We start from the raw sequence: 22,103 nt of genomic DNA, 5'->3' as shown, positions 1-22,103 counted from the left end.
TTATCATTTCAATACCGAGTATGTTTATTGGTTTTATAATTTTAAAGTTACCAGTTTTAATAGTTCATTGTCAATGATTATATACTATATTCTAAATTTTCTTACACAACCATTGAACTACTTTTCTTCTTTCACTCCATAAAACCATTCTACATCAAATTCGTCCCAGAAAATTTTCCCTGAGACCGGTGCCTGAATCTGTTCAAGAGCTATTTGGCGGTGAATCTTGTCTTTAACTTCTTCATATTCATACTGCTTGCCCTCTATTCTTTCATGCAGATAGAGAACCGCCCAGCCATCCTCCGTTTGGATTGCATCACTCCACTTTTTCACCTTCAATTTCTCGGCAGCGGTAATGTATTCCTTGGAGACTTGCTCGTTATCCTGGGAGATATAACCCATGTCGCCTCCTTGATTGGCAGTGAATTCATCAAGGGACTTTTCCATCGCCAAGACATCAAAGGAGACACCTTTCTCCAGTTCACGTATGATTTGGTCTGCCTGCTTTTTTGTAGACGTGGTAATATGGGAAATATGGAAAGCAGTAGGAATTCTGTAGATATCCTTATTATTATCATAATGACTTCGCATTGCCGTTTCGGAAACCGAAACGTCCTTGGTGAGGAGCTTCTCGAGGAGGAGACTCGACTGAATTTCCTGCCTCAGTTGATCGTTGGTTTTATTAAGGTTCTGACCGGCAGTCCCATACATCGTTTTCATCATTTTAAGTTCCCGATCAAGCTCTTCATCCGAAGTTTTCACTTTGTATTTTTCAGCTGCCTGTTTCACTACCTCTTTATCGACCATTTCCTCAAGTACATCTTCCCCATATCTTTTTTCGAGCTCATTTATCCATGCTTCCCGGGAAATATCCTTGGATCCAACCTTTGCGGCCGTTTCTTCCCCAATGACGGTTTTTGAAATGATTAGTGGTTTTATGACAAAGATAATGATAGTCAATAGGTTCAACAAGGCAAGGCCAGCAATAATCGCCCGAAGCTTTTGTTTTGGCAAACCCTTATCCCCCGTAATTTATTTTTTGGTTTCCGCTTCCAGTTCCTCGAGTTCTTCCTTCGAGAATTGGTAGGTCTGATTACAAAAATGACAATGTGCCTCCGCTTGTCCGTCTGTCTCGATGATATCCCGAATCTCAGCTTGCCCTAGGCTAATCAATGCATTGGCAATTCTTTCCCTAGAACATTGACAGGAGAATTGGACATCCATTTTTTCTAGTATATTCACATTGCCCTCACCTAAAATTTCGGTTAGGATTTCTTCAGGAGTCATGCCACTTTGAATCATCTTGGAAACAGGAGTTATCGTGCTTAGTCGATTTTCGATTTTGGAAATCGTATCTTCTGATGTACCCGGCATCAACTGAATGATAAATCCACCCGCTGCAAGGATTGAATTATCCGGATTCACCAGGACCCCAACCCCCACAGATGATGGCACCTGTTCGGAAGTAACAAAGTAATAAGTGAAATCTTCACCTAACTCTCCCGATACAAGCGGTACTTGCCCCGAAAAATTATCACGAAGACCAATATCCTTGACGACAGTCAACAATCCATCGGTACCCACCGCTCTCCTTACATCCAGCTTTCCTTGCTCATTCAAATCAAAGTGGGTTTGCGGGTGAGTGACATATCCGCGGACTTCTCCCTTTGCATTGCTGTCGACCAGGATGGAACCAATCGGTCCACCGCCCTCGATTTTAATCGTCAGTTTTTCTTCACCTTTTAACATCCCGCCCATCATAACTCCTGCCGTCATGGCCCGTCCAAGGGCAGCAGAAGCAGTAGGCCACGTATAATGGCGTCGCTGAGCTTCTCCTACGGTGTCTGTTGTTGAAACGGCATATGCCCGAACCTGTCCTTCATAGCCTAACGCCTTTATTAGATAATCCTTCATTTATTTTGCTCCTTCCACGCTTTGTATTACTTCTTCACTTGCTCACGATTACGTTTATAAATCAGCTGCAGCCCCTTCAAGGTCAAAAATGGCTCCACAACGTCAATCACAGTGGACTCATTAGCAATTAAGGTAGCCAGTCCGCCTGTCGCTATTACCGTTGGTTCTAGATTACTTTGCGCCTTAATTCGATTTACGATTCCTTCTACCTGTCCAACATACCCATACAAAATGCCAGCCTGCATGGCGGATACCGTATTTTTCCCAATAATCCCTTCCGGCCGGCTGATTTCAATTCTTGGAAGTTTGGCTGCCTTTGAATAAAGTGCTTCAGTAGAAATATTTATACCCGGAGCAATGGCTCCGCCCATGTATTGTTTATCCTCATTTATGTAGCAATATGTCGTTGCCGTGCCAAAATCCACGATAATGAGAGGGCTTCCATATTCCTGAATGCCTGCAACAGCATTAACGATTCGGTCCGCTCCCACCTCACGGGGATTTTCGTATTTAATATTCAATCCAGTTTTTATTCCAGGTCCAACTATTAGCGGTTTAATTCCAAAGTATTTTTTACACATGCGTTCAAGCGCAAACATAATTGGCGGAACTACCGAAGAAATAATGATTCCATCAAATTGATCAAACGAAAGACCTTCATGTTGCAGCAAAGACTTTATGACCATTCCATACTCATCTTCTGTCTTGTGACGGTTAGTCTCAATTCGCCAATGATATTTTAAAATATCTTCATCGTATACGCCTAATACGGTATTCGTATTCCCAACATCCAATACAAAAATCATCGTTTCATCACTCCGGTAAATTATTCTCCAACATCATACCACACTGTTATTTCCCACGCTATTAGACGCACTTCTCGAAAGGTATCCCAAAAACTTTATCATAAGAGTTAAGAAAAGGGTATTTCCGAGGCGGAAATACCCTTTTGAATTTAGTCAACTTAAGACTTTTTATTGTCATCTTCGTTCGGGAAGGAAAGCGGCTGATCTTGAGGTGCACCTTCTTTGATTGGAGGAGTATTCAATCCTTCCTCCGTTATTTCAAGGTCCTCAGGTCCTCTTTTATCCAATGGATCTAATAGGGCCTCTTTTTCTTCCTTCTTCTTATTGATGTTCACCTTGACATTCTCATCAGTGGTTAAATTCCCATTCAGAGCCGTATAGTCACGTTCTGGCAATTTACCATTATGGAATAAACTTTTGATTTGTTCAGCATCAAGTGTTTCCACTTCAAGCAAGGTTTTTGCAACCAAATCAAGTTTTTCACGATTTTCAGTAAGTATCGTCTTACATCTTTCGTAAGCTTCCTTGATGATACGTTGAATTTCAAGATCGATTTCATATGCTATTGCATCTGAATAGTTTTGATCATTGTTGAAATCGCGGCCTAGGAATACCTGACCTTGAGAGTTACCGAATTGAAGTGGTCCGAGTTTACTCATGCCATATTCCATGACCATGCTCCGAGCTATGCCCGTTGCACGCTGGAAGTCGTTATGCGCACCGGTACTCACTTCTCCGAATGTAACTTCTTCGGCTACACGGCCACCCAATAGCCCTACGATTTTATCCTTAAGCTCAGGTTCCGTCATGAAGAAACGATCTTCTTTCGGCAGCATGACTGCATAACCGCCAGCTTGACCACGAGGGACAATCGTAACTTTATGAACGACTTCGGCATCATCCAGAACCAATCCAATAATGGTATGGCCTGCTTCATGCCACGCTACGATATTTCTTTCCTTTTTGGAAATGACACGGTTTTTCTTGGCAGGTCCGGCGATAACGCGATCCGAAGCTTCATCCAAATCGGACATGTCGATCTTCTTCTTATCTTGACGGGCAGCTACAAGCGCCGCTTCATTCAGTAAGTTTTCAAGATCAGCACCAGAAAATCCTGGAGTACGCTGAGCGATCGCTTTCAAATCGACTGTCTCTGCTAAAGGTTTATTGCGTGCATGCACTTTCAGCACTTCTTCACGGCCCTTGACATCAGGGCGCCCTACCGTTATTTGACGGTCAAAACGTCCCGGACGCAATAATGCCGGATCCAATACATCAGCACGGTTAGTCGCAGCGATGATTATGATTCCTTCATTACCGCCGAAGCCATCCATTTCCACCAGTAATTGGTTCAATGTCTGTTCACGTTCATCGTGACCGCCACCAAGACCTGCGCCACGCTGACGTCCGACTGCATCGATTTCATCGATAAAGATGATACACGGTGCATTCTTCTTAGCATTTTCAAACAAATCACGAACACGGGATGCACCGACACCCACAAACATCTCAACAAAATCAGAACCACTGATTGAGAAGAAAGGAGTTCCGGCTTCACCAGCTACTGCTCGTGCAAGTAAAGTTTTACCTGTACCAGGAGGCCCAACTAAAAGTACCCCTTTTGGAATACGGGCTCCAAGCTCGGCATATTTGCGAGGATCTTTCAAGAATTCGACGACCTCGACAAGTTCCTGCTTTTCCTCGTCCGCTCCGGCAACATCATTGAAGCGTACTTTTTTCTTATCATCATTATACAATTTCGCCTTACTTTTCCCGAAGTTCATGACGCGGCCACCACCGCCGCCTTGAGCTTGGTTCAGTAAAAAGAAGAAGAGGATAAAAATGATTACAAATGGAATGATGGAAGTGAAAAATGTCACCCAGCCACTTGTTTTTTCTGGAGGTTCAACAGTGATGATGTCCTTATCCAACTTGGTTACGGCATCATTGATTCGGCTTTGCGAATATTCACTGAAAGGCACGTAAGTCACAAAGAATTTGTTTTCCTCATAACCTTTGAGCTTTCCTGTGATTTCAAATACACTGCTTTCGGGCTGCATCGTCAGTGATGTAACGTCCCCATTCTCCAAATGCGTATAGAATTCATCTTGGGTCATTTTCTCCGTTGGTTCATTGTTATTATTAAAAATGCTTACAATCCCAATGATGACCAAAAAGATCAGTAAATAAAATATAGTATTACGGAAGATCCGATTCATCCCTTACCTCCTCCCACGGGTAAACAAACTATAGTAAATACTATCATACAAAATTAATGAATTACAATAATTTAACACCGCTGTTTTTATCTGGTCTTCCCTTTCAAACAGGTACGATTAATTCGAGTAAATTTCAGGCTTCAATATGCCAATATACGGGAGATTACGATACTTTTCCGCAAAATCAAGACCATATCCGACAACAAATGCATCCGGAACGATGAACCCGGCATAGTCCGGAGTGATATCCGCTTTCCTGCCTGTTGGTTTATCCAATAAGGTAACGATTTTAATTGATTTTGCTTTTCGATAACGGAAAAGTTCCGCAAGATAGCTAAGAGTTAAACCGCTGTCGATAATATCTTCGATGATTAAAATATCCCGGCCTTCAACTGATGTATCAAGATCCTTGATGATTTTCACTTCACCGGAAGATACAGTGGAGTTACCATAGCTTGAAACATCCATAAAGTCCATTTCAAGGTGTGTATCAACGCGTTTCAGTAAATCTGACATAAATGGCATGGCGCCTTTCAGCACTCCGATGGCCAACGGGAACTTACCTTGGTAATCAGCTTCAAGCTGCGCACCCAATTCCCTGATTTTCTTTTGAAGTTCTTCCTCTGATATTAAAACCTTTTCAATGTCGTTTTGCATGGTCATTGTAATTAATTGCCCCCCATGAAGAATTAAGCTTTTTTATATTCTAAGTAGATTAAAGATTTTTCATCAGAAATTATATCCGGCTCAACATTCGATTTCTTTAAACCAGGTAGCCAAATGACCGTTCCCGTTTGATCGATGATGACCGGCCACACATTTCTTTCTAGCATCGGAATCTTTTCATTAATAAAAATATCCTTTAACTTTTTAGTTCCACCCAATCCCTTGACGGCCATCCGTTCGCCTTCATTCCTGGTTCGGACTGTAAGAGGGAACTGAACAGCTGATTCGGGAAGTATAAAAGAATGATTTCCTCTAAGTACCGGAATTTCTTCTTTTATATAGTGCGCTTTAATCTTATATCCATTCGGAAGAATAGTCTCACCGGGAATTTGTAATTTAAAGGAATATTTATGGCTTTCTTGCCGAAAAAATCTAAAAGTGCAAGTATGATATGATTTTTCCGCAATAAGGCCCTCCGGAAGATGCAATTCTGCAGATGGTTGAGGATTCAAAAACAAAACTAAAAGTTGGTCAATATGTAATGCCGAAAGCGATGAAGGTCTCTCCAAATAAAGATAGTTTAATATTAGTTGAATCGCCCTTCTTTGTAAAGGTTTAGGCATCGCGAGAACCTTATCAATCTGAATAACCGCTTGATCTTTATCCTGTGTGATCCAAACCTCGGACATTTTGCCTGAAACCAGGTTCAAAAAAAACTCTTCATCTTCATAAAGCTCTTCACTGAATCGTTGAAAATGCTCATGAACCTTTCCATTTTCTTTCTTTAAAAACGGTAGGACTTCATGTCTAAAACGATTTCTTGCATAGACACCCGTTTCATTGCTCGGATCAAACCTCGGTTCAATATCATGAAGGCCCGCATATTCGATTATTTGGCTTTTCGTGATTTCAAGAAAAGGTCTGATCAGATTCCCGGTATGGAAACGTCTCTTTATAGGAATGCCTGCCCTAGCCTTACCTGTAGCCCCTCTTGTTAAACGCATGAGCATCGTTTCGATTTGATCATCGCCATGATGCCCCAGGACAAGAGTGGAGGCCTGATGCTTATCCATCATTTCCTCATAGAAGGCAAAACGCAACTTTCTCGATGTTATTTGTGAACTTTCCCCCGTCTGTTTCATCCGGGCAGGAACATCGATCCTTTTTCCCTCAAATGCAATGCCCCACCGTTCACATATATGCTCAACGTATTTATAATCCTCATAGGATTCTTCACCACGAAACATATGGTCAACACTTGCAACGATCATCTCGTAATGAAAAAGAGATTGAATTTCCTTAAGGATATGGAGAAGCACCAATGAATCCGGTCCTCCGGAAACGCCTATTAGCAACTTCGAGTTTTCCTTAATCAATTCGTTTCTATAAATGGTGCTCAAAACTTTTTCCTTTAACATACAATCTTCCTTCTTTATGAACAGGCATTAGTTTTATACGATTCAATCATGAAATGGTTTCAAATATTCCATGGTATTCACCTATTTACTATATCATAACAACTGTTCATATATGTAAAGAACATAGAGCATCGATATGATGGCAACCAGCAAAAAAGTTTCAAAAAAACCGCCACTTTTCTTTTTTGATTGGTTTTGGGACCTTCTTGCTTGTCTCGTTGCAGGTTGCATTGTTTGTGGCTGACCCGTCACTGCCTGAGTCGGACCCTTTTTCTTCGAGTGATTTTGCTTACTTAGCACCGTGACCAAATCCTCCCGCATTTGGAGGGCAGAATCATACTGCCCGTGGAGTGCTTTATCCAGCATCTTTCTATATGGGCGCAATTCCTTTTTCTGCTTAATCAAGTCGTTAAGCTGTTTATACCCCTCCCCTTGCTTGTGGAAACGTCCAGGATAGGCAGAATTGATTATAATCATCGCCACAGCGAACAAGTCATATTGCGGATCGGCCTTTCTTGAACCAAGTCCCCAGTAACCCCTGTCAAAGAACTCGGTGAATTCTTTAACAGATCGCCCAATTAAGGTGGTTCCGCCTACATCCACGCACCTCACCTTATAGGCTGGTGAAGTCACGATCAAATTCTCAGGTTTTAAATCCCCGAACACCCAGCCATTGGTATGCAAGGCAGACAAGCTGGTTAAAAGCTGAAGCATTAAGACTCCAATCCACGATGGCCCTTTCTTATCGATGAAACGCAAAAAATCGTGTCCGTGGATATATTCCATGACATAAAAAGGGAGCTGCTTTCCTGTTTTCATGAAATCATCCGCTTCCAAAAAGGAAGGTCCAAGGGTAGACCCCTGGACCTTTGAAAAGGATTTTAGGATATTCATCTCCGAAATAATGGATGTCCCATTATCACTGAGCTTTAAAGCATAATGACGATTTTTGCTTTCAACCAAATAGACGATCCCGTTCGCTCCACACCCCAATTCCTTAATTATTTTGTACTGGTTTTTATTCCATTTTCCAGTGACCAAACTGCCAGGCAGGAGTTTACATTGATTCCTCAAAGTATTGTTCATCATCATGTGATAACAATCCCCTCAATGAACGTTTTTTATTGAAATATGTTAAAGCTTCACGAATGGCTGGACCTGTCGGAGTGAGTCCTCCTGTACTAAGCTTAGGAAAAGTTGCCGTCAAGGCTTCAAGGTTCGGGGTCCAATCCAGCAACTTTTCAACATCATTTCTTTTCCCAGGAAATACGAATACGGAAAAACGGCTGTCACCCATTCTTGCATTCATACTAAGGGAAAGATCTAATAAGGAATCTTTTACTGTAGGCAGTTTATGTTTCATGCTTGCACTGGTATCAACAAGAATCAGCACTTCGAGCTTGCTTGTTTCCCCAAGCTCATCGACCACCTCCATCACTTCTCCTCGTTTATCCGGCGGAAGATCCTCCATCGTTTTTGAATCTCCAAGTATTTGTTGAAGTTCGCGATTGATAACTCCCTGTATAGTTTGAGTCATTGCCTTTTGGGTCACCATTTGGACGGTTTGGGACAACTGCTGGGCATAGACTATTTGACTTACGCCACCTCCTGAACCAGCAATCTTCTCGATTTCCTTAAGCCCCTTTTCATCTATCACATCATTTTCCATGACACCTATAACATTGATGGTTATGCCTTGCTCCCTTGCTAATTCAGCCATGGCAGACGGCTCCTCACCATGATTTGAACATCCGTCGGTTATAAGCAAAATCTGTCTTAATGTTCCTGCTTTCATGTTTTGCTCTCCCTTCCTATCAATTTGTTACCATAATTGACTAAAAAGGGGGAATTTATACGCTAATGACATCGCATCAAGTCACATCATGGAGTGGAGTGATTGAAAAATCTCTTTACCTTTTATCCGTCTTCCATTTCACCACCTCATTTTTGGTTTTATTTAATATATATAAACGGCCCCTACTGGGCCTTTTTGCGTTTTGGAGAAACGGGAATGGATGCCCATTTCGGTGTGTTATGCTTAATTTTCGATGTTACCACTGTCATGTCATCATCTATGATCCCTTTTGTCCGGATGACCTCTTCCAATATTAAATCAGAGATTTCCTGCGGATCGTCCGTTTCCATTTCCTTGATTTTTCGTTTAAGCCAGAACTCGATGTTTTCGACATGTGAGGGGCCATCGAACACACCATCGCTCATCATGATTAGTATATCCCCTGCCTTCAGCTCTTCTGATACAACATCAACATCGAAATCCTGGATGATCCCCATGGGGAGGTTACTTGATTCAATTTTTATTATCCTATCCCCCCTTTTAATGAAACTCGGTATCGAACAGATTTTTAAAAACTTAGCCCTTGCGTCCTGAAGATCAATCATTGCCAAATCAAGAGTCGAAAATATTTCATCGGTAGTGCGTAGAGATAATACGGAGTTTACGGATTTAATGGCTATTTTTTCTTCTATTCCCGATTGTAAAAATTTTTGAAGCAGCTTCAATGTCTCTGTACTTTCAAAATGGGCCCTTTCCCCATTTCCCATTCCATCACTAATGGCTATTGCGAATTTGCCGCAGCCAATTTCCATGGTCGTATAACTATCTCCTGATACAAGCCCTCCCCCCTTGGCAGCATGAGCCACACCCGTTTCGACCGTGAATTTTTTTGCTGACCTAAATATCACCTCACATTGCCCGTTTGGATACGTTGCACACTCTTCTGAATGAACGACTATTGTTTCCCCTAAAATGTCAGAAAGCATGGGTGCAATCAACTTTTCACATTCCCCTCTGCCCTGGCAGTATGGGACACTCATCTCTATATCAACATTCCCTTGTTCCAGACTGTATATTTCTACATACCCTATGTGCAGGCCAAAATCCTGGATGGCTTCCAAAATGGATTCTTCATGTACATGATGATTCTTCCTTTCCCTTTGAATTTCTTTCGCAAAATCATCCATTACTGCAGAAACGCCCCGCAGTTGATCCGCCACTAGTTTCCGGCTTTCCTTCACCTGCCTTTTTAATTTTTGGTTGGCTTCAAAATAAGTAAGTTCCTGTGATATCGCCCCAATGACCTGGGGCCCGCGGCTACAATATTTCCCCCATTCCTTCGAAGTCTTTTGGGGGAGCTGACCATTATTTTCACTTAATTGAAGCATGATTTCCTGCATGCCGTCATAGGTTGTATTAAAGTTCTTGGACCAGCACTGTTCCTTTTTAAAACAGAGCTGGCACGTCTTTTCCGTTACATTACTTAAGAAGTAGTCGAATTCTTTCTCATCTTCCTCCAATCTTCCCCTTTCATCCACTTGGGAAAAGCTATTAGAGAGCGCCTCAAATACATGTGAGAATTGCTCCACCCTTTGGGCGGTGACATCCCTCACTTTTCGGGCATACTGCTGCTGTTCATCAGAATTCTCGACTGTTCCCGGTATATGTTTCGCTATTTTGTTGATTATGGATGACGGTGTCAATATAAATAGGGCCACAGCTATAAGTGATTCATAGAGGGTCACCATTATATTGTTGGTGCCCTCACCATATAAACCTATCAGTAACGTAGCAATCAAGAGACCTGCGGCAACCCCTATCTTCCTTCCCTCCTTCAACAAACCGCCCAGAAGCCCGGAAAATGCGAGAAGGCTCATTTGATAAAGACTTGCAATACTTGCCAAGCTGAATATCAATCCAGTAACTACACCGACAGTGGAGCCTATGGCGGCCCCTCCCGCCAGCCCGAAGAGGAGGACCAGGTATCGCGAGAATATATGGTCGAGTGATAAATCGTATATCATCCAGCCGATGGTTCCGGTCATCACCGAAGCCAGCAAGATGATGATGCTGACGATTTCCTCCGTCTTTAATGATTGGGACTTTGTCCGAACGGTCAGCAGCGGGATGGACTGTATGAAGATTAAGGTTAGTATCATTGCGAGTCCCGCCTCTACTCCTATCATCATCAAGTCGTACAGCTGAATCGTTCGAAATACCAGATATTGCTCGGCCAGGTTGACCAGGAATAGTGAAGCAAAGACGTACATCGACATCGTCTTGAATTGTCCCTCCACGGCGGGCTTCTTGATCTTATGAAATAACAGGAGCAGGAACGCCGATGCAAAGATAACTAAACTATTAGAATAGTGAACGGTCAGCCCGCCTGCAATCAATCCGAATAAAGCAAGCGGTGCCCTGTCACGTCTCATGAGAAACACGGCGGCGAAAAACGGAAGTCCAAATGGTGCCAGCTGCGAAAGAATTAAAGCCCGTCCTAATAAAAAACCGATAATTGCTAAAGAGATACCTTTTTTTATGAATATGTCTTCCGTCTTCATTTGCAGTTGTTGGATCCAATTGATGGCCCCTGCCTTCGCTTCTTTTAACTGAACATCTCCAAGAGGTTCCATCATAGGTCTTTCTACTTTTTCCATTTCAACACCCCATTCGTATTAGTGATTTTTATTATATAGAGGGCTTGTCTATTTTTTTGTCAGAATTTTATAAGCGGATATGAAAAACGTTCGACGAAATTCTTCTTGAACAATCATTTGTATACAGGTTTTTGTGCCTTTTTTTCCAATACAGAAACGGGTGTTCTTTTTTTTTTGAAGAAAAGCAAAGTTTTTAGGTTATTTTTGCGGAAAATAACACGAATAAATAATCAGGAAATGGAAACCGACAAACTTTATTTTTTTTGTTGACATTTATACTTCACGAATGTAAGATATAACTTGTGCTTCAGTAGCACTTACTATTATGGCGGCGTAGCTCAGCTGGCTAGAGCGTACGGTTCATACCCGTGAGGTCGGGGGTTCGATCCCCTCTGCCGCTATCCTTTATCATGAAAAAAACGGCCCGTTGGTCAAGCGGTTAAGACACCGCCCTTTCACGGCGGTAACACGGGTTCGAATCCCGTACGGGTCATCAAATAAAAAAAGCGCCTCTGCACACTTATCACAGTAAGTGTACAGAGGCGCTTTTTTTATGTCGTTGATAATTAAAAGAAGACAAGCCGGCAAGCTTGCCTTTATCTACACTATGAATAATTTCACAGAAAGGTTGCTAAACTATTATTTTCAGCAGCAGTTTTATCCGCGTCGTCCTCCTCGACCTCCCCGTTTCGTTTCGGTGCTACGTTTAAGGGTCGTTAAGCGGTCTTCGCTATCTTTTAAGAATTTAGCCATTTTTTGCTCAAAGTTTTCCTTGGGTTGGAAACTATTACCTTTCGAGCGGAAGTCTTTGGAACGGCTGTCATTCCCTCTTCCTTGGCGCGGACGTGGTGTGTATGCAGGTTTTTGCTCACCTTCAGGACGGTCTATCGCTTTTTTTATGGACAAGCCAATCTTGCCATCTTTAACATTGATGACTTTCACCTCAACTGTATCGCCCACTTTTAAATGATCATTGATATCCTTGACATAGTTATCAGCCACTTCACTGATATGGACAAGACCGGTTGAACCTTGAGGTAGCTCTACAAATGCACCAAAATTAGTTATGCCTGTTACTTTACCTTGTAACTTGCTGCCTACTTCGATTGACATAAAAAAAATGTTCCTCCTTAGAAATGTTAAAAAATCTCTTCACTCTATATTATAACGAAAGTAAAAAAACAGTGTCAATATTAGTCACTATCTTCCTTCCCTTTTGGAAGGGTAAATATGATTTCACCTTTTTCAGATAAGAAATAATCCCGTCTGGCTATTTTCGCTATATAGTCGTCGTCATTAAGCTTTACGATTTCTTCTTTAAGAAGGGTCTCATCTTTTTTCAATTCAGCTAACTTTCCCTTCAATTCTTCCTTCTGTTTAACTTTCTCATCCAGTGCAACATTTTGCGTTATGAGGGTTGAAACGGCAAAAATCAAAAAGACAGCTGCGAAAATTGAGTAAAGAGTTAATCTACGCATTAGACCACGCTTCTTTTTTTCTACGGTTTGTACTTTTTTCTCTTGTTGAGCGACGTAGGGATTTTCTATTTTTGCCACTTTCCTTTTACGCAGGCTACTCATTTTTTATCGCTCCTCATTTCTTTTTATTTCTCCATCTATTTAGCGTTCTAAATATAGAATTCTTTATTTTCAATAAAATCCCTTTTCCTTTATTATAAAACTTCCCGACGTTTTTCGTAACAAAAACCGGCAATAAATTCCATATATAAGCCAGAATCCATTTTAATGGCCTCCATAATATATTCAAAATAAAGAGAAGTATTTTCCCCGCCCATTTTAATATTGCTAAAACGAGCTTTCCTATCCCGATGATGATAGCTATTACAGATACTATTACCCATTTTATCGGAACAAATATCAGCATGTGAACCGAATTCGTTATAAATCTCGCCAACTTTATCACAAGTATTATCAAAAACTCTAAAAAACGTTGATAAAAACCTTTTAAAAGTGCTTGATAAGCTGAAAAACCGCATAATAAGGCCAAAAATAAATAGAAACGAAACTCTCCCTCATTCACTAAAAACAAAACATAAAAAATAAGGAGACCCTGAATGATCCAGAAAAGGAAGTCATGGATGAATACAATCCACCTTTTCCTTTCTGAACGTTTCAGGAACCTGCTATACGTATCCAGGGCAGCTCCAAAGCCACTGCCCATGCCTATCATCGCAAGCAACGTATAAAATTGGATCGTTAAGGTCATTTGAACAATTTGCCAAAGAAGCCTTTAGCTTTCTCCCCTGATTGCTCATCTAAATAAACAAGGTCGAAAATCTTGCCCTTAATGGACACGATGCCTTTATCAACGTCTAAATTCTTCATTTGCAAGTTTTGGCCCCGGATAGATAAAAATCCCATTACAGTTTCGAGCAGAAACTCCTCATTATCAAAACTTTCAACTTGTTTGACGCCGGTAATATCAAGTAAACGGCGGCCTTTCATCGTTACATCATGCTCTTGGATCGTTCCCTTTGTGTAACCAGCATTCGGATCAATATATTGGCTCATTTTTTCATCCCTCACAGTACCACTGATTTTGTACAAGTGTATGTCTGTAAGAGCGGAATTAGAACCAAGCCTGTCCTTACTCCTCCGCTAGCTTTTCTTCCTTTACGATGGTATACATATCCGCAGCCGCTTCTTTTTTCGTCGTTTCTTGAATTTTATCGACACGTACCGTAACGAGCTTTTGACCGAATCGTACAGTCAATTCATCGCCATCTTTCACATTCGAACTTGCTTTGGCCTGTTGTCCGTTAATCGTGATTCTCCCTTTATCCGCAACCTCTTTCGCAAGTGTACGGCGCTTGATCAACCTTGAAACTTTTAGGAATTTATCCAATCTCATCGACATTAAAATCTCTCCCTTAATTAAAGTCCTTTAGCTTTTGCTTCATCCCAATATGAATCCAGTTCTTCCAATGTATAATCCTCAAACTTTTTGTCTGCCTTTTGAATGCACTCTTCTATATATGTAAAACGCCGGTGGAATTTCTGGTTTGCTTTGTAGACGGCTTCTTCCGCTTGTATGTCATAATAACGTGAAATGTTGACAAGCGCAAAAAAGAGGTCGCCCAGCTCTGATTTTATTCTATCGACATCCCTGTTCGGACTTAATATTTCCACTTCCAATTCCTGCACTTCTTCCCTGACCTTTTTCCAGGCTTCGGCAACCTCATCCCAATCAAATCCAACCTTCGCAGCCCTTTTTTGGTACTCTTCGGCCCGAAGTAAGTTTGGCAGCGATTTCTCAATCCCATCCAGTATGGATTGCGGAGCTTTTGTTTCGCTCCCTTTTTCATCTTCTTTGATTTTCTGCCAGTTCACCAATACATCTTCCTCGCCGTTCACTTCAACATCCCCGAATACATGTGGGTGGCGTCGAATCATTTTTGCCGTAATGCCTTCAATCACATCATCTATCGTGAACATGCCCTCATCTTCACCGATTTGTGAATGAAGCATCACCTGAAGCAGGACATCCCCAAGTTCACCAACCATGCCCTCATCGTCCTCTTCGTCGATGGAATCAATCAGCTCATATGCCTCTTCTATTAGATATTTCTTCAAGCTTTCATGAGTTTGTTTCTTATCCCAAGGACATCCGTCAGGACCTCTAAGTTCCGCGATGACCTGCCGCAGCTTAGAAAACTCCCTATATCGTAAAGCTTCTTCTCTAACAGGCGGGACATAAACACTCGTCAAGTTACTTAACTCCAGCTGACGGTCGAGTTCGAACAGAGCGCATTTTGTCACTTTTTCCTGACTGCTCCCTGCCGCTGTAACGATATATACCTCGTAGTCATCCGGTAGCTTTTCCATTAAAGTCAGCTTCACATTGGACGCACTGAATGCGTCATACACCTGTCCGATTATCATATGCTGGGTAATGTGCAAATCATCTGGTGAAAGATCTGTTCCATCCAATAGCTGGAACCCTTCAATCGGATCGATTTTAACAGCCTGAAACAACGGATCAAGGAAACTTTGCCCGCCTTCCAGCTTAATGGCTATTCCAAGAGCCGGACCCTTTTCGAGCAAAAGCTGAACCGTTTTTTCCGCTACCATAGGATGCCCCGGAACTGCGTATAGAACGGAACGGTTTGAAGCCTCTTGCAATAATGTTCCGGCAATTTCTTCATATACCGCTTCAAATTGGTCGTGCTTTTCATATATCCCGTCAAACGCCGTGAAATTGATCCCTTCCCTTTTCAAATCCCCGATTACCGGATGATCAATCGTTCTGACGAAGCATTGTTCCGTTTGTAGCAATTTTTTATAAATCCCTAGTGGAAGCTGATCTAAATCCCCTGCACCAAGGCCCATTATCGTAATCTCATTCATGATTTCGTATACTCCTATTCGTTATTATAAATCGTTTAAGCTTTGAACCTGCAGGTATAAGTGAAAGTTCTTCTTCACCAAATAAGCCTGCACGAAGGGCGGTCATCACAAAAACGGATGCACCGATCCCTACACCGATCAAAGCTTGGATCGTAGCTAGCAACCGGCTCTCGCCTGAGGACACCCATTCGAATAAGCCATTGAATAAAACAACCGCCGTACCCATGTAAACCGTACTCTTCAAGATTATTAACACGTGTTTCTTTTCAATTAATGTCTTTTTAATATGTACTCTCAATACCACATAAAATAATACAGTCATGATCATAAACGCAAGCACTGTTGCCGAGGCTGCTCCCGCGATTTTGTAATGAGGCACCAGAACAAGGTTCAAAGCCCACTTGCTGACCACCCCCACAAGCGTAATGATCACCGGTATGAATGAATAGCCTAAACTTTGAATCACTGCCGCTTCTGCCATTATGACGGATGTGAATAAAATCGATAAAGAGAAAATTGCTAAAGTAATTGTCCCTTTAACATCCGTGAACAGCATATGATTGACAGGCTTCATCGTCACCACCAGCCCGATCGCAGCTGCCAGTCCTATCGTCGCACTTACACGAAGCGCCAATTTGATCTTATTCAACAATTCATGTTCACTTTTCCTCTGGACGAATCCGGATATTACAGGTACAAGCGCCAATGCAAAAGAATTAGCCACGACTGTACCTAGCTGAAGCAAAGGCTGTCCTCGGTCATATACCCCTTTCCATTCTTTGGCTTCTTTTTCCCCCATCCCCGTTTCCCTAAGCAGGGAATACAGGTGCAGTGAATCGACAAACTGAAACAAGATTAGGATCAAGCCAGTTATGCAAAAGGCCAACCCTTGGAAAACCAGGACTTTGGAAATTTTGATGAAATTTACCGGTTTGATTCTCATCCGTAAAAAAAGCTTCCATTCTTCTCTTAAAATGACGAAAGCAATAAGCAGTACCAGGCCAGTTATGCCGCCGGTTATCGAACCGAGGACCGCCCCCTTGCCGACCATATAAGGAGAGTAGCCCTGATACACGAGTATTGTGGAAAGGACCAATATCGTCAATACACGGATGCATTGTTCAGCGACCTGCGAACTTGCCGTCGGTAACATGTCGTTTATTCCTTGAAAATAGCCTCTTAAAATAGATGAAATCGGCATTAATAAATAGGAATAGGCAACAATTCTCAGCAGGCCGGCTAAATGCGGATCCTTCATCCATCCAGCAATCCATTCAGCGCCAAGGAACAGTGCAGCAAACATCACGACTCCTATCGAACTTAAGACGACGAATGATGTCACTAAAATGTCCTTGACCGCAAAGTCATTTTGGGAAGATTCCCGTTCTGCAATAAGTTTGGATATGACTACCGGAAAGCCAAGTGTTGATAATGTAAAAGCAACACCGTAAAAGGGATAGACCTGTTGATAGATATAAAACCCGACGTCACCCGCAATGTTCTGATAAGGTATGCGATAGGCCGCACTCAATACTTTTACGATAATTGCTGCTGCGCTCAAAATCAGCGCACCTCGAAAAAGTTCATTTGATGTTTTATAAGGCTTTTCAGCCATTCTTTTTCCCCTTTTCACTCATATGTGGTAGTTATTATAGCATAATTCTAGTGGTTATTTTTCAATCCCGGATATACTGTTAATTAATTTCCATATTCACCTCAAAGAATATTATCCCCCTCATTATGTCCGCTCCCATCCGGTTAACCTTTTAGAAAGAGCAAAAAGGACAGCGCGATTGCTGCCCTTTCCATCATTAAAAATATGAATGCATGTCCAAGGTTACTGTTCCATTTGTCTAGCTAGGAAGCTTGCTGCTGTTTCAACCGATTTCTGTTCCACTTCACCAATGGTACTATCTTTAGAGAAAATCAAGACGGCACCAATCGGGTCGCCACTCGCAATGATTGGAGCTGCAGTATAAGATTGGACCTCTTCATCATTGGAATCAACGAATGAAACTTGTCCGTTTGGAGACTCCAGGACAGGATTTCTTTCTTCCATGATTTTTTCCACTAGTTCACTAACACTTTTATTTAAGTATTCTTTTTTGGAGCCGCCTGCCACTGCAATGTAAGTATCCCTGTCACAAATCATAACTGGGTTTCCAAGGCTATCATAAAGAGCTTCTGCATATTCCCTTGCAAAATCGCCTAATTCACTAATAGGAGAGTATTTCTTAAGAATGACTTCTCCATCTCTATCCACAAATATTTCCAGTGGATCTCCTTCACGGATACGGAGGGTCCTGCGAATTTCTTTCGGGATGACGACTCTTCCTAAATCATCAATTCGGCGAACGATACCAGTTGCTTTCATCTAATGTTGCCTCACTTTCATCTAATTGATTTGATAAATCCTCATTTTGTAGCAAAATCATCACCAGCTATTGTACTTAGTATTTTTCTAATGGTAAGTTCTATGCACTTTGAAAAAATTTTTCTTTTTGTTGCATTTTTTTACCATGGTACCTAAAAAAATTTCTTCACGAGGACAATCATTCAATTTTAGTTTTTTGTGGCTTGCGTCTCTTTTTTTACATACTGTAAACCCTTGGTCATCTCAAATAAGATGTTAAGCCATTTGCTTTGTTCTACGCCTTTTATGTGCAGGACCAGCTTCATTCGGTTGCCGTCCATGCCGAAGCCGACCATACGGCCATACTTCGATCCCAGCTCGAACACCTTTTGTCCATCCACATCGCTGCTGACCTTTTCCCTGAGGGTAATGCTGATTTCCTGCTTTAATTGTTTAATGCTTTCAATCCCGGCCTTTTCAGCATATACCTTCATTTCGGCAATCAAGAATAAATAGGAAACTTCTTCTGGATACTCTCCGAAACGATCAATCATTTCATCCTGTAATTCTTCCACTTCTTCAAGAGAAGCAATACCTCTGAACCTTTTATACATTTCTATTTTCTGATGTCCATCCATTATGTAGGCATCAGGGATATAAGCATCCACTTCAACGTCAATTTCAAGGGTGTTCTTTTCTTCGGCTGGTTGGTCATTACGTTTCGCATCTACCGCTTCTTTCAACATTTGTGAATACAGATCAAAACCAACTGAATCGATGAAGCCATGTTGTTGAGCCCCTAAAATGTTTCCAGCTCCCCTGATGGATAAATCACGCATCGCGATTTTGAACCCTGAACCCAATTCTGTAAATTCCTTAATGGACTGAAGTCGTTTTTCTGCCACTTCCGTCAACACTTTATCTTTCCTATAAGTGAAGAATGCATATGCCACTCGATTGGATCGCCCTACACGGCCACGCAGCTGATAGAGCTGTGAAAGTCCCATTCTATCCGCTTCATTCACTATAAGCGTATTGACATTCGGGATATCAACACCCGTCTCTATAATGGTTGTACTTACCAAAACATCATATTCGCCTTCTAAAAAGCCGAACATGACGGCTTCCAGTTCTTGCTCTGTCATTTGCCCATGAGCATAGGTGACACGGGCATCGGGCACCAGCATGGAAATTTCTTCTGCTTTTCTTGCTATATCCTCTACCCGATTGTAAAGGAAATAAACCTGACCATCCCTGGCCAATTCCCGTTCTATCGCTTCCGTTACCAACGAGCCATTATACTCCATGACATAAGTTTGGATTGGGAACCGGTTCTCAGGCGGCGTTTCGATGACGGACAAATCCCTCACGCCCAACATCGACATATGAAGGGTCCTTGGAATCGGCGTCGCAGTCAAAGTCAGTACATCGACATTAGTCTTTAACCGTTTGATCTTTTCCTTATGTGTAACGCCAAAGCGCTGTTCTTCATCAATGATAAGCAGTCCCAAATCGCGGTACACGATATCTTTGGATAAAATCCTATGCGTGCCAACCACAATATCCACCGTGCCGGCCTTCAATCCTTTAATCGTCTCCGTTTGCTGTTTTTTAGTCCGGAAACGGCTCATAAGACCAATCGAAATCGGATAATCCTGAAAACGCTCCCTTAATGTTTCATAATGCTGCTGGGCGAGGATTGTGGTCGGAACCAGGAATGCAACTTGTTTGCCATCCATTATGGCTTTAAAAGCGGCCCGGATGGCCACCTCGGTCTTCCCATATCCAACATCGCCGCATAATAAACGATCCATCGGCCGTTCCCGTTCCATATCCTTTTTGATTTCGACTATGGAACGTAATTGATCTTCCGTTTCGTTATAAGCGAATGATGTTTCGAATTCTCTCTGCATGTCACCATCAGGTGAAAAGGCATAGCCCTTTGCCGCTTCTCTTTCTGCGTACAGCTTGATTAAATCATCGGCAATGTTCTCAACGGATGATTGGACCTTACTTTTGACACGTTTCCATTCCGTTCCGCCGAGCTTATAAAGCTTCGGCTCCTTTCCTTCAGAACCGACATATTTTTGGACAAGATCAATCTGGTCGACAGGAACATACAATTTGTCATCCGCTTGATAACGGATATTCAGGTAATCTTTATGGACCCCATTTATCGTAAGGGTCTCAATACCCAAGTATTTACCGATACCGTGGTTAACATGAACGACATAATCACCGATCTTCAGTTCGGAATAACTCTTGATTCGCTCCGCATTCGATAGTTTCTGTCTCCGTATCGATTTCTTTGATTTCTTATTAAACAATTCCGTTTCCGTAATGATACTGAATTTTTGCATAGGCAATTCAAAGCCGCTATTCAGACTGCCGCGTAAAATCTGTACTTTACCGGGAAGGATGCTGTTCGCATTAAACAGTTCAGCGGCCTCTATATCATAATCGGCTAAAACTGAATGCAGCTTTTTTACCCGTTCTTCATCCTGTCCAAGTATGACGACTGTGTATTTTCCTTTTTTCCAACGTTCCAGTTCAGCTTTGAACACATTCATCTGTCCGTGGAAATTTTGCATTTGTTTACTGGCAAAATTCAGGATATTCTGAGGATTCGTATGCGGCACATGCCGTAAAAACAATGAAAGGTATACAAACGGCCTGCTGGATTTCATTATTAATTCCTGCATGGGATGAGCCAATTTTATGTCATGGATAATTTGTCCCTGACTTAAAAGGTCCGTGTACCAACCAGCCTCTTCCTTTTCCAAAGAATCATTGATTTCCTGGATTCTACTGATTTCATCCAAGAAAACCAAACCATTTACCGGTAAATAATCTATTAAACTAGCTGGATCTTCATACGCTAAACTTAAGTATTTAAAGATTTTGTCGGGTTTATTCCCCATTTTCAGCTGTTCAAGCTCATAACTGATCGTTTGAACCAGCTGTTCCTTTGTTTTCTCATCTTTAAGTTTCTTCAAGCTTTTACTTAATCCGCTCTCGAGCCTTGTTATGATTCTTTCGATATGCTCCGTCTCTAGCAAAGCCTCACTGACGGGACCGATCGTCACTTTCTTGAGTTTCTCGATAGATCGCTGATCTTCGCTTGAAAAAGTCCTTATTGAATCTATTTCGGTATCGAATAATTCAATTCGTATTGGATTAGGTTCGGTGATCGGATAAATATCGATGATGCCGCCCCTGATACTGAATTCACCTGGAGAAGCAACCATTTCAGACCGGTTATACCCCATGGCAATGAACTTATTGAGCGTTGGTTCAAGCTCGATGTCTTCCCCTAAATTAAACGCTAGCTGATGCCTCTTCCATATATCCTTTGGAGGAAGCACACGACGAACCCCGGGAATTGGCGCAATGACAATCCCTTTCTTTCCCTCCGCCCAAAAGTTCAATGCCTCTACACGTTGGGCCCTTAATTCCGGGCTGGCTACACTCAAATCAGCCGCAATCAATTCATTGGCTGGATATATATATAATTCTTCCTCGGGAATGAAACTGGATAAGTCCTCATGGAATTTTTGTGCTTGCAATAAATTATGGGTGACTAGCAAAATAGGCCTATTCGTCTTTTCATATACGGAAGCCAGCAATAGTGATCTCGAGGAACCTGTCAGACCAGAGACGATTTGCTCCTTAAGTCCTTCATCGATGCCGGCTATTAACGAATGAACATCATCTTGTTTGGAGAACAAGTTCTGTAATCCATTCATTTTCTTCCCCCCCTCTCTTAACGTGCGAAAACCATTTGAAATCCTTGTATTAGAACTTGGCCATTTCACCAAGCGTCCTTTTTATTAACGGCAATTTTATGTGCCCTTGGTATTCCAGAAAAACGGAAAAATGCTTTGGATTTTGTCCAAAGCCCTCTCCCG

At 41.9% G+C, this 22,103-nt stretch carries 18 protein-coding genes and 2 tRNA genes; 2 read left to right on the top strand and 18 right to left on the bottom strand.

Annotated elements, in window-relative coordinates; translation table 11 throughout:
• Window positions 1-117 precede the first annotated feature (117 nt).
• The 9 genes from J7E52_RS19565 to spoIIE all read right to left on the bottom strand — a co-directional run bounded on the left by J7E52_RS19565 (window position 118) and on the right by spoIIE (window position 11,475).
• The gene (locus J7E52_RS19565; RefSeq protein ID WP_214750125.1) at window positions 118-1,014 is read right to left on the bottom strand and encodes a peptidyl-prolyl cis-trans isomerase; all 897 of its coding nucleotides are present in this window, start codon (window positions 1,012-1,014) and stop codon (window positions 118-120) included.
• A gap of 18 nt (window positions 1,015-1,032) precedes the next feature.
• On the bottom strand, window positions 1,033-1,914 hold the full coding sequence (gene hslO, locus J7E52_RS19560; RefSeq protein ID WP_214750124.1) for an Hsp33 family molecular chaperone HslO: 882 nt from the start codon (window positions 1,912-1,914) through the stop codon (window positions 1,033-1,035).
• 26 nt (window positions 1,915-1,940) lie between these two features.
• On the bottom strand, window positions 1,941-2,720 hold the full coding sequence (locus J7E52_RS19555) for a type III pantothenate kinase (RefSeq protein WP_063235928.1): 780 nt from the start codon (window positions 2,718-2,720) through the stop codon (window positions 1,941-1,943).
• Window positions 2,721-2,878: 158 nt separating this feature from the next.
• A complete protein-coding gene (gene ftsH / locus J7E52_RS19550; protein WP_214750123.1) occupies window positions 2,879-4,939 on the bottom strand; it encodes an ATP-dependent zinc metalloprotease FtsH in 2,061 nt (686 codons plus the stop codon).
• Between the two features lie 117 nt (window positions 4,940-5,056).
• Window positions 5,057-5,596: a hypoxanthine phosphoribosyltransferase gene (hpt, locus tag J7E52_RS19545; protein WP_076373001.1), complete on the bottom strand. Its 540-nt coding sequence runs from the start codon at window positions 5,594-5,596 to the stop codon at window positions 5,057-5,059.
• A gap of 32 nt (window positions 5,597-5,628) precedes the next feature.
• A complete protein-coding gene (gene tilS, locus J7E52_RS19540; RefSeq protein ID WP_214750122.1) occupies window positions 5,629-7,023 on the bottom strand; it encodes a tRNA lysidine(34) synthetase TilS in 1,395 nt (464 codons plus the stop codon).
• Between the two features lie 93 nt (window positions 7,024-7,116).
• Window positions 7,117-8,112: a protein kinase domain-containing protein gene (locus tag J7E52_RS19535; protein ID WP_214750131.1), complete on the bottom strand. Its 996-nt coding sequence runs from the start codon at window positions 8,110-8,112 to the stop codon at window positions 7,117-7,119.
• Window positions 8,081-8,818 (bottom strand): VWA domain-containing protein, encoded by a 738-nt coding sequence (locus J7E52_RS19530; protein ID WP_063235926.1) that lies wholly within the window; start codon window positions 8,816-8,818, stop codon window positions 8,081-8,083. The genes J7E52_RS19535 and J7E52_RS19530 overlap by 32 nt, the downstream gene beginning before the upstream one ends.
• Before the next feature lie 182 nt (window positions 8,819-9,000).
• Entirely contained in the window at window positions 9,001-11,475 is a 2,475-nt protein-coding gene (gene spoIIE / locus J7E52_RS19525; RefSeq protein WP_214750121.1) for a stage II sporulation protein E, read from the bottom strand.
• Window positions 11,476-11,802: 327 nt separating this feature from the next.
• Between spoIIE and J7E52_RS19520 the strand changes: the two genes are divergently transcribed.
• Window positions 11,803-11,876: transfer RNA gene (locus J7E52_RS19520), tRNA-Met, on the top strand.
• Window positions 11,877-11,896: 20 nt separating this feature from the next.
• Window positions 11,897-11,968, top strand: a tRNA-Glu gene (locus tag J7E52_RS19515).
• A 164-nt stretch (window positions 11,969-12,132) separates the two neighbouring features.
• Here J7E52_RS19515 and J7E52_RS19510 read toward each other — a convergent pair.
• From J7E52_RS19510 to mfd, 9 genes are all read right to left on the bottom strand, one after another.
• Complete coding sequence (locus J7E52_RS19510; protein WP_063235924.1) at window positions 12,133-12,588, bottom strand: S1 domain-containing RNA-binding protein; 456 nt, start codon at window positions 12,586-12,588, stop codon at window positions 12,133-12,135.
• Window positions 12,589-12,668: 80 nt separating this feature from the next.
• Window positions 12,669-13,055: an FtsB family cell division protein gene (locus J7E52_RS19505; RefSeq protein ID WP_214750120.1), complete on the bottom strand. Its 387-nt coding sequence runs from the start codon at window positions 13,053-13,055 to the stop codon at window positions 12,669-12,671.
• 13 nt (window positions 13,056-13,068) lie between these two features.
• A complete protein-coding gene (yabQ, locus tag J7E52_RS19500; RefSeq protein WP_214750119.1) occupies window positions 13,069-13,701 on the bottom strand; it encodes a spore cortex biosynthesis protein YabQ in 633 nt (210 codons plus the stop codon).
• Window positions 13,698-14,006 (bottom strand): sporulation protein YabP, encoded by a 309-nt coding sequence (gene yabP / locus J7E52_RS19495; protein ID WP_214750118.1) that lies wholly within the window; start codon window positions 14,004-14,006, stop codon window positions 13,698-13,700. Before yabP ends, yabQ begins: the two co-directional genes overlap by 4 nt.
• A 76-nt stretch (window positions 14,007-14,082) precedes the next feature.
• The gene (locus tag J7E52_RS19490) at window positions 14,083-14,346 is read right to left on the bottom strand and encodes an RNA-binding S4 domain-containing protein (protein ID WP_034316386.1); all 264 of its coding nucleotides are present in this window, start codon (window positions 14,344-14,346) and stop codon (window positions 14,083-14,085) included.
• 23 nt (window positions 14,347-14,369) lie between these two features.
• A complete protein-coding gene (gene yabN, locus J7E52_RS19485; protein ID WP_214750117.1) occupies window positions 14,370-15,842 on the bottom strand; it encodes a bifunctional methyltransferase/pyrophosphohydrolase YabN in 1,473 nt (490 codons plus the stop codon).
• A complete protein-coding gene (locus J7E52_RS19480; protein WP_214750116.1) occupies window positions 15,835-17,457 on the bottom strand; it encodes a putative polysaccharide biosynthesis protein in 1,623 nt (540 codons plus the stop codon). Before J7E52_RS19480 ends, yabN begins: the two co-directional genes overlap by 8 nt.
• 222 nt (window positions 17,458-17,679) lie before the next feature.
• Window positions 17,680-18,216 (bottom strand): stage V sporulation protein T, encoded by a 537-nt coding sequence (gene spoVT, locus J7E52_RS19475; protein ID WP_063574550.1) that lies wholly within the window; start codon window positions 18,214-18,216, stop codon window positions 17,680-17,682.
• A gap of 188 nt (window positions 18,217-18,404) precedes the next feature.
• The gene (mfd, locus tag J7E52_RS19470; RefSeq protein ID WP_214750115.1) at window positions 18,405-21,941 is read right to left on the bottom strand and encodes a transcription-repair coupling factor; all 3,537 of its coding nucleotides are present in this window, start codon (window positions 21,939-21,941) and stop codon (window positions 18,405-18,407) included.
• Between the last annotated feature and the right edge of the window lie 162 nt (window positions 21,942-22,103).

Origin of the sequence: Bacillus sp. ISL-34 (assembly GCF_018613325.1) — a bacterium.
In the GTDB taxonomy this organism is placed as follows: Bacteria; Bacillota; Bacilli; order Bacillales; family DSM-1321; genus Peribacillus.
The sequence above is the reverse complement of the archived record's forward strand: the minus strand, read 5'-3'. Positions and strand labels throughout refer to the sequence as shown.

Excerpts from the sequence above, each read along its gene's own strand:
- hslO (WP_214750124.1), bottom strand. The coding sequence starts at position 1,914 with ATGAAGGATTATCTAATAAAGGCGTTAGGCTATGAAGGACAGGTTCGG.
- J7E52_RS19555 (WP_063235928.1), bottom strand. The coding sequence starts at position 2,720 with ATGATTTTTGTATTGGATGTTGGGAATACGAATACCGTATTAGGCGTA.
- ftsH (WP_214750123.1), bottom strand. The coding sequence starts at position 4,939 with ATGAATCGGATCTTCCGTAATACTATATTTTATTTACTGATCTTTTTG.
- hpt (WP_076373001.1), bottom strand. The coding sequence starts at position 5,596 with ATGCAAAACGACATTGAAAAGGTTTTAATATCAGAGGAAGAACTTCAA.
- tilS (WP_214750122.1), bottom strand. The coding sequence starts at position 7,023 with ATGTTAAAGGAAAAAGTTTTGAGCACCATTTATAGAAACGAATTGATT.
- J7E52_RS19535 (WP_214750131.1), bottom strand. The coding sequence starts at position 8,112 with ATGATGAACAATACTTTGAGGAATCAATGTAAACTCCTGCCTGGCAGT.
- J7E52_RS19530 (WP_063235926.1), bottom strand. The coding sequence starts at position 8,818 with ATGAAAGCAGGAACATTAAGACAGATTTTGCTTATAACCGACGGATGT.
- spoIIE (WP_214750121.1), bottom strand. The coding sequence starts at position 11,475 with ATGGAAAAAGTAGAAAGACCTATGATGGAACCTCTTGGAGATGTTCAG.
- J7E52_RS19510 (WP_063235924.1), bottom strand. The coding sequence starts at position 12,588 with ATGTCAATCGAAGTAGGCAGCAAGTTACAAGGTAAAGTAACAGGCATA.
- J7E52_RS19505 (WP_214750120.1), bottom strand. The coding sequence starts at position 13,055 with ATGAGTAGCCTGCGTAAAAGGAAAGTGGCAAAAATAGAAAATCCCTAC.
- yabQ (WP_214750119.1), bottom strand. The coding sequence starts at position 13,701 with ATGACCTTAACGATCCAATTTTATACGTTGCTTGCGATGATAGGCATG.
- yabP (WP_214750118.1), bottom strand. The coding sequence starts at position 14,006 with ATGAGCCAATATATTGATCCGAATGCTGGTTACACAAAGGGAACGATC.
- J7E52_RS19490 (WP_034316386.1), bottom strand. The coding sequence starts at position 14,346 with ATGAGATTGGATAAATTCCTAAAAGTTTCAAGGTTGATCAAGCGCCGT.
- yabN (WP_214750117.1), bottom strand. The coding sequence starts at position 15,842 with ATGAATGAGATTACGATAATGGGCCTTGGTGCAGGGGATTTAGATCAG.
- J7E52_RS19480 (WP_214750116.1), bottom strand. The coding sequence starts at position 17,457 with ATGGCTGAAAAGCCTTATAAAACATCAAATGAACTTTTTCGAGGTGCG.
- spoVT (WP_063574550.1), bottom strand. The coding sequence starts at position 18,216 with ATGAAAGCAACTGGTATCGTTCGCCGAATTGATGATTTAGGAAGAGTC.
- mfd (WP_214750115.1), bottom strand. The coding sequence starts at position 21,941 with ATGAATGGATTACAGAACTTGTTCTCCAAACAAGATGATGTTCATTCG.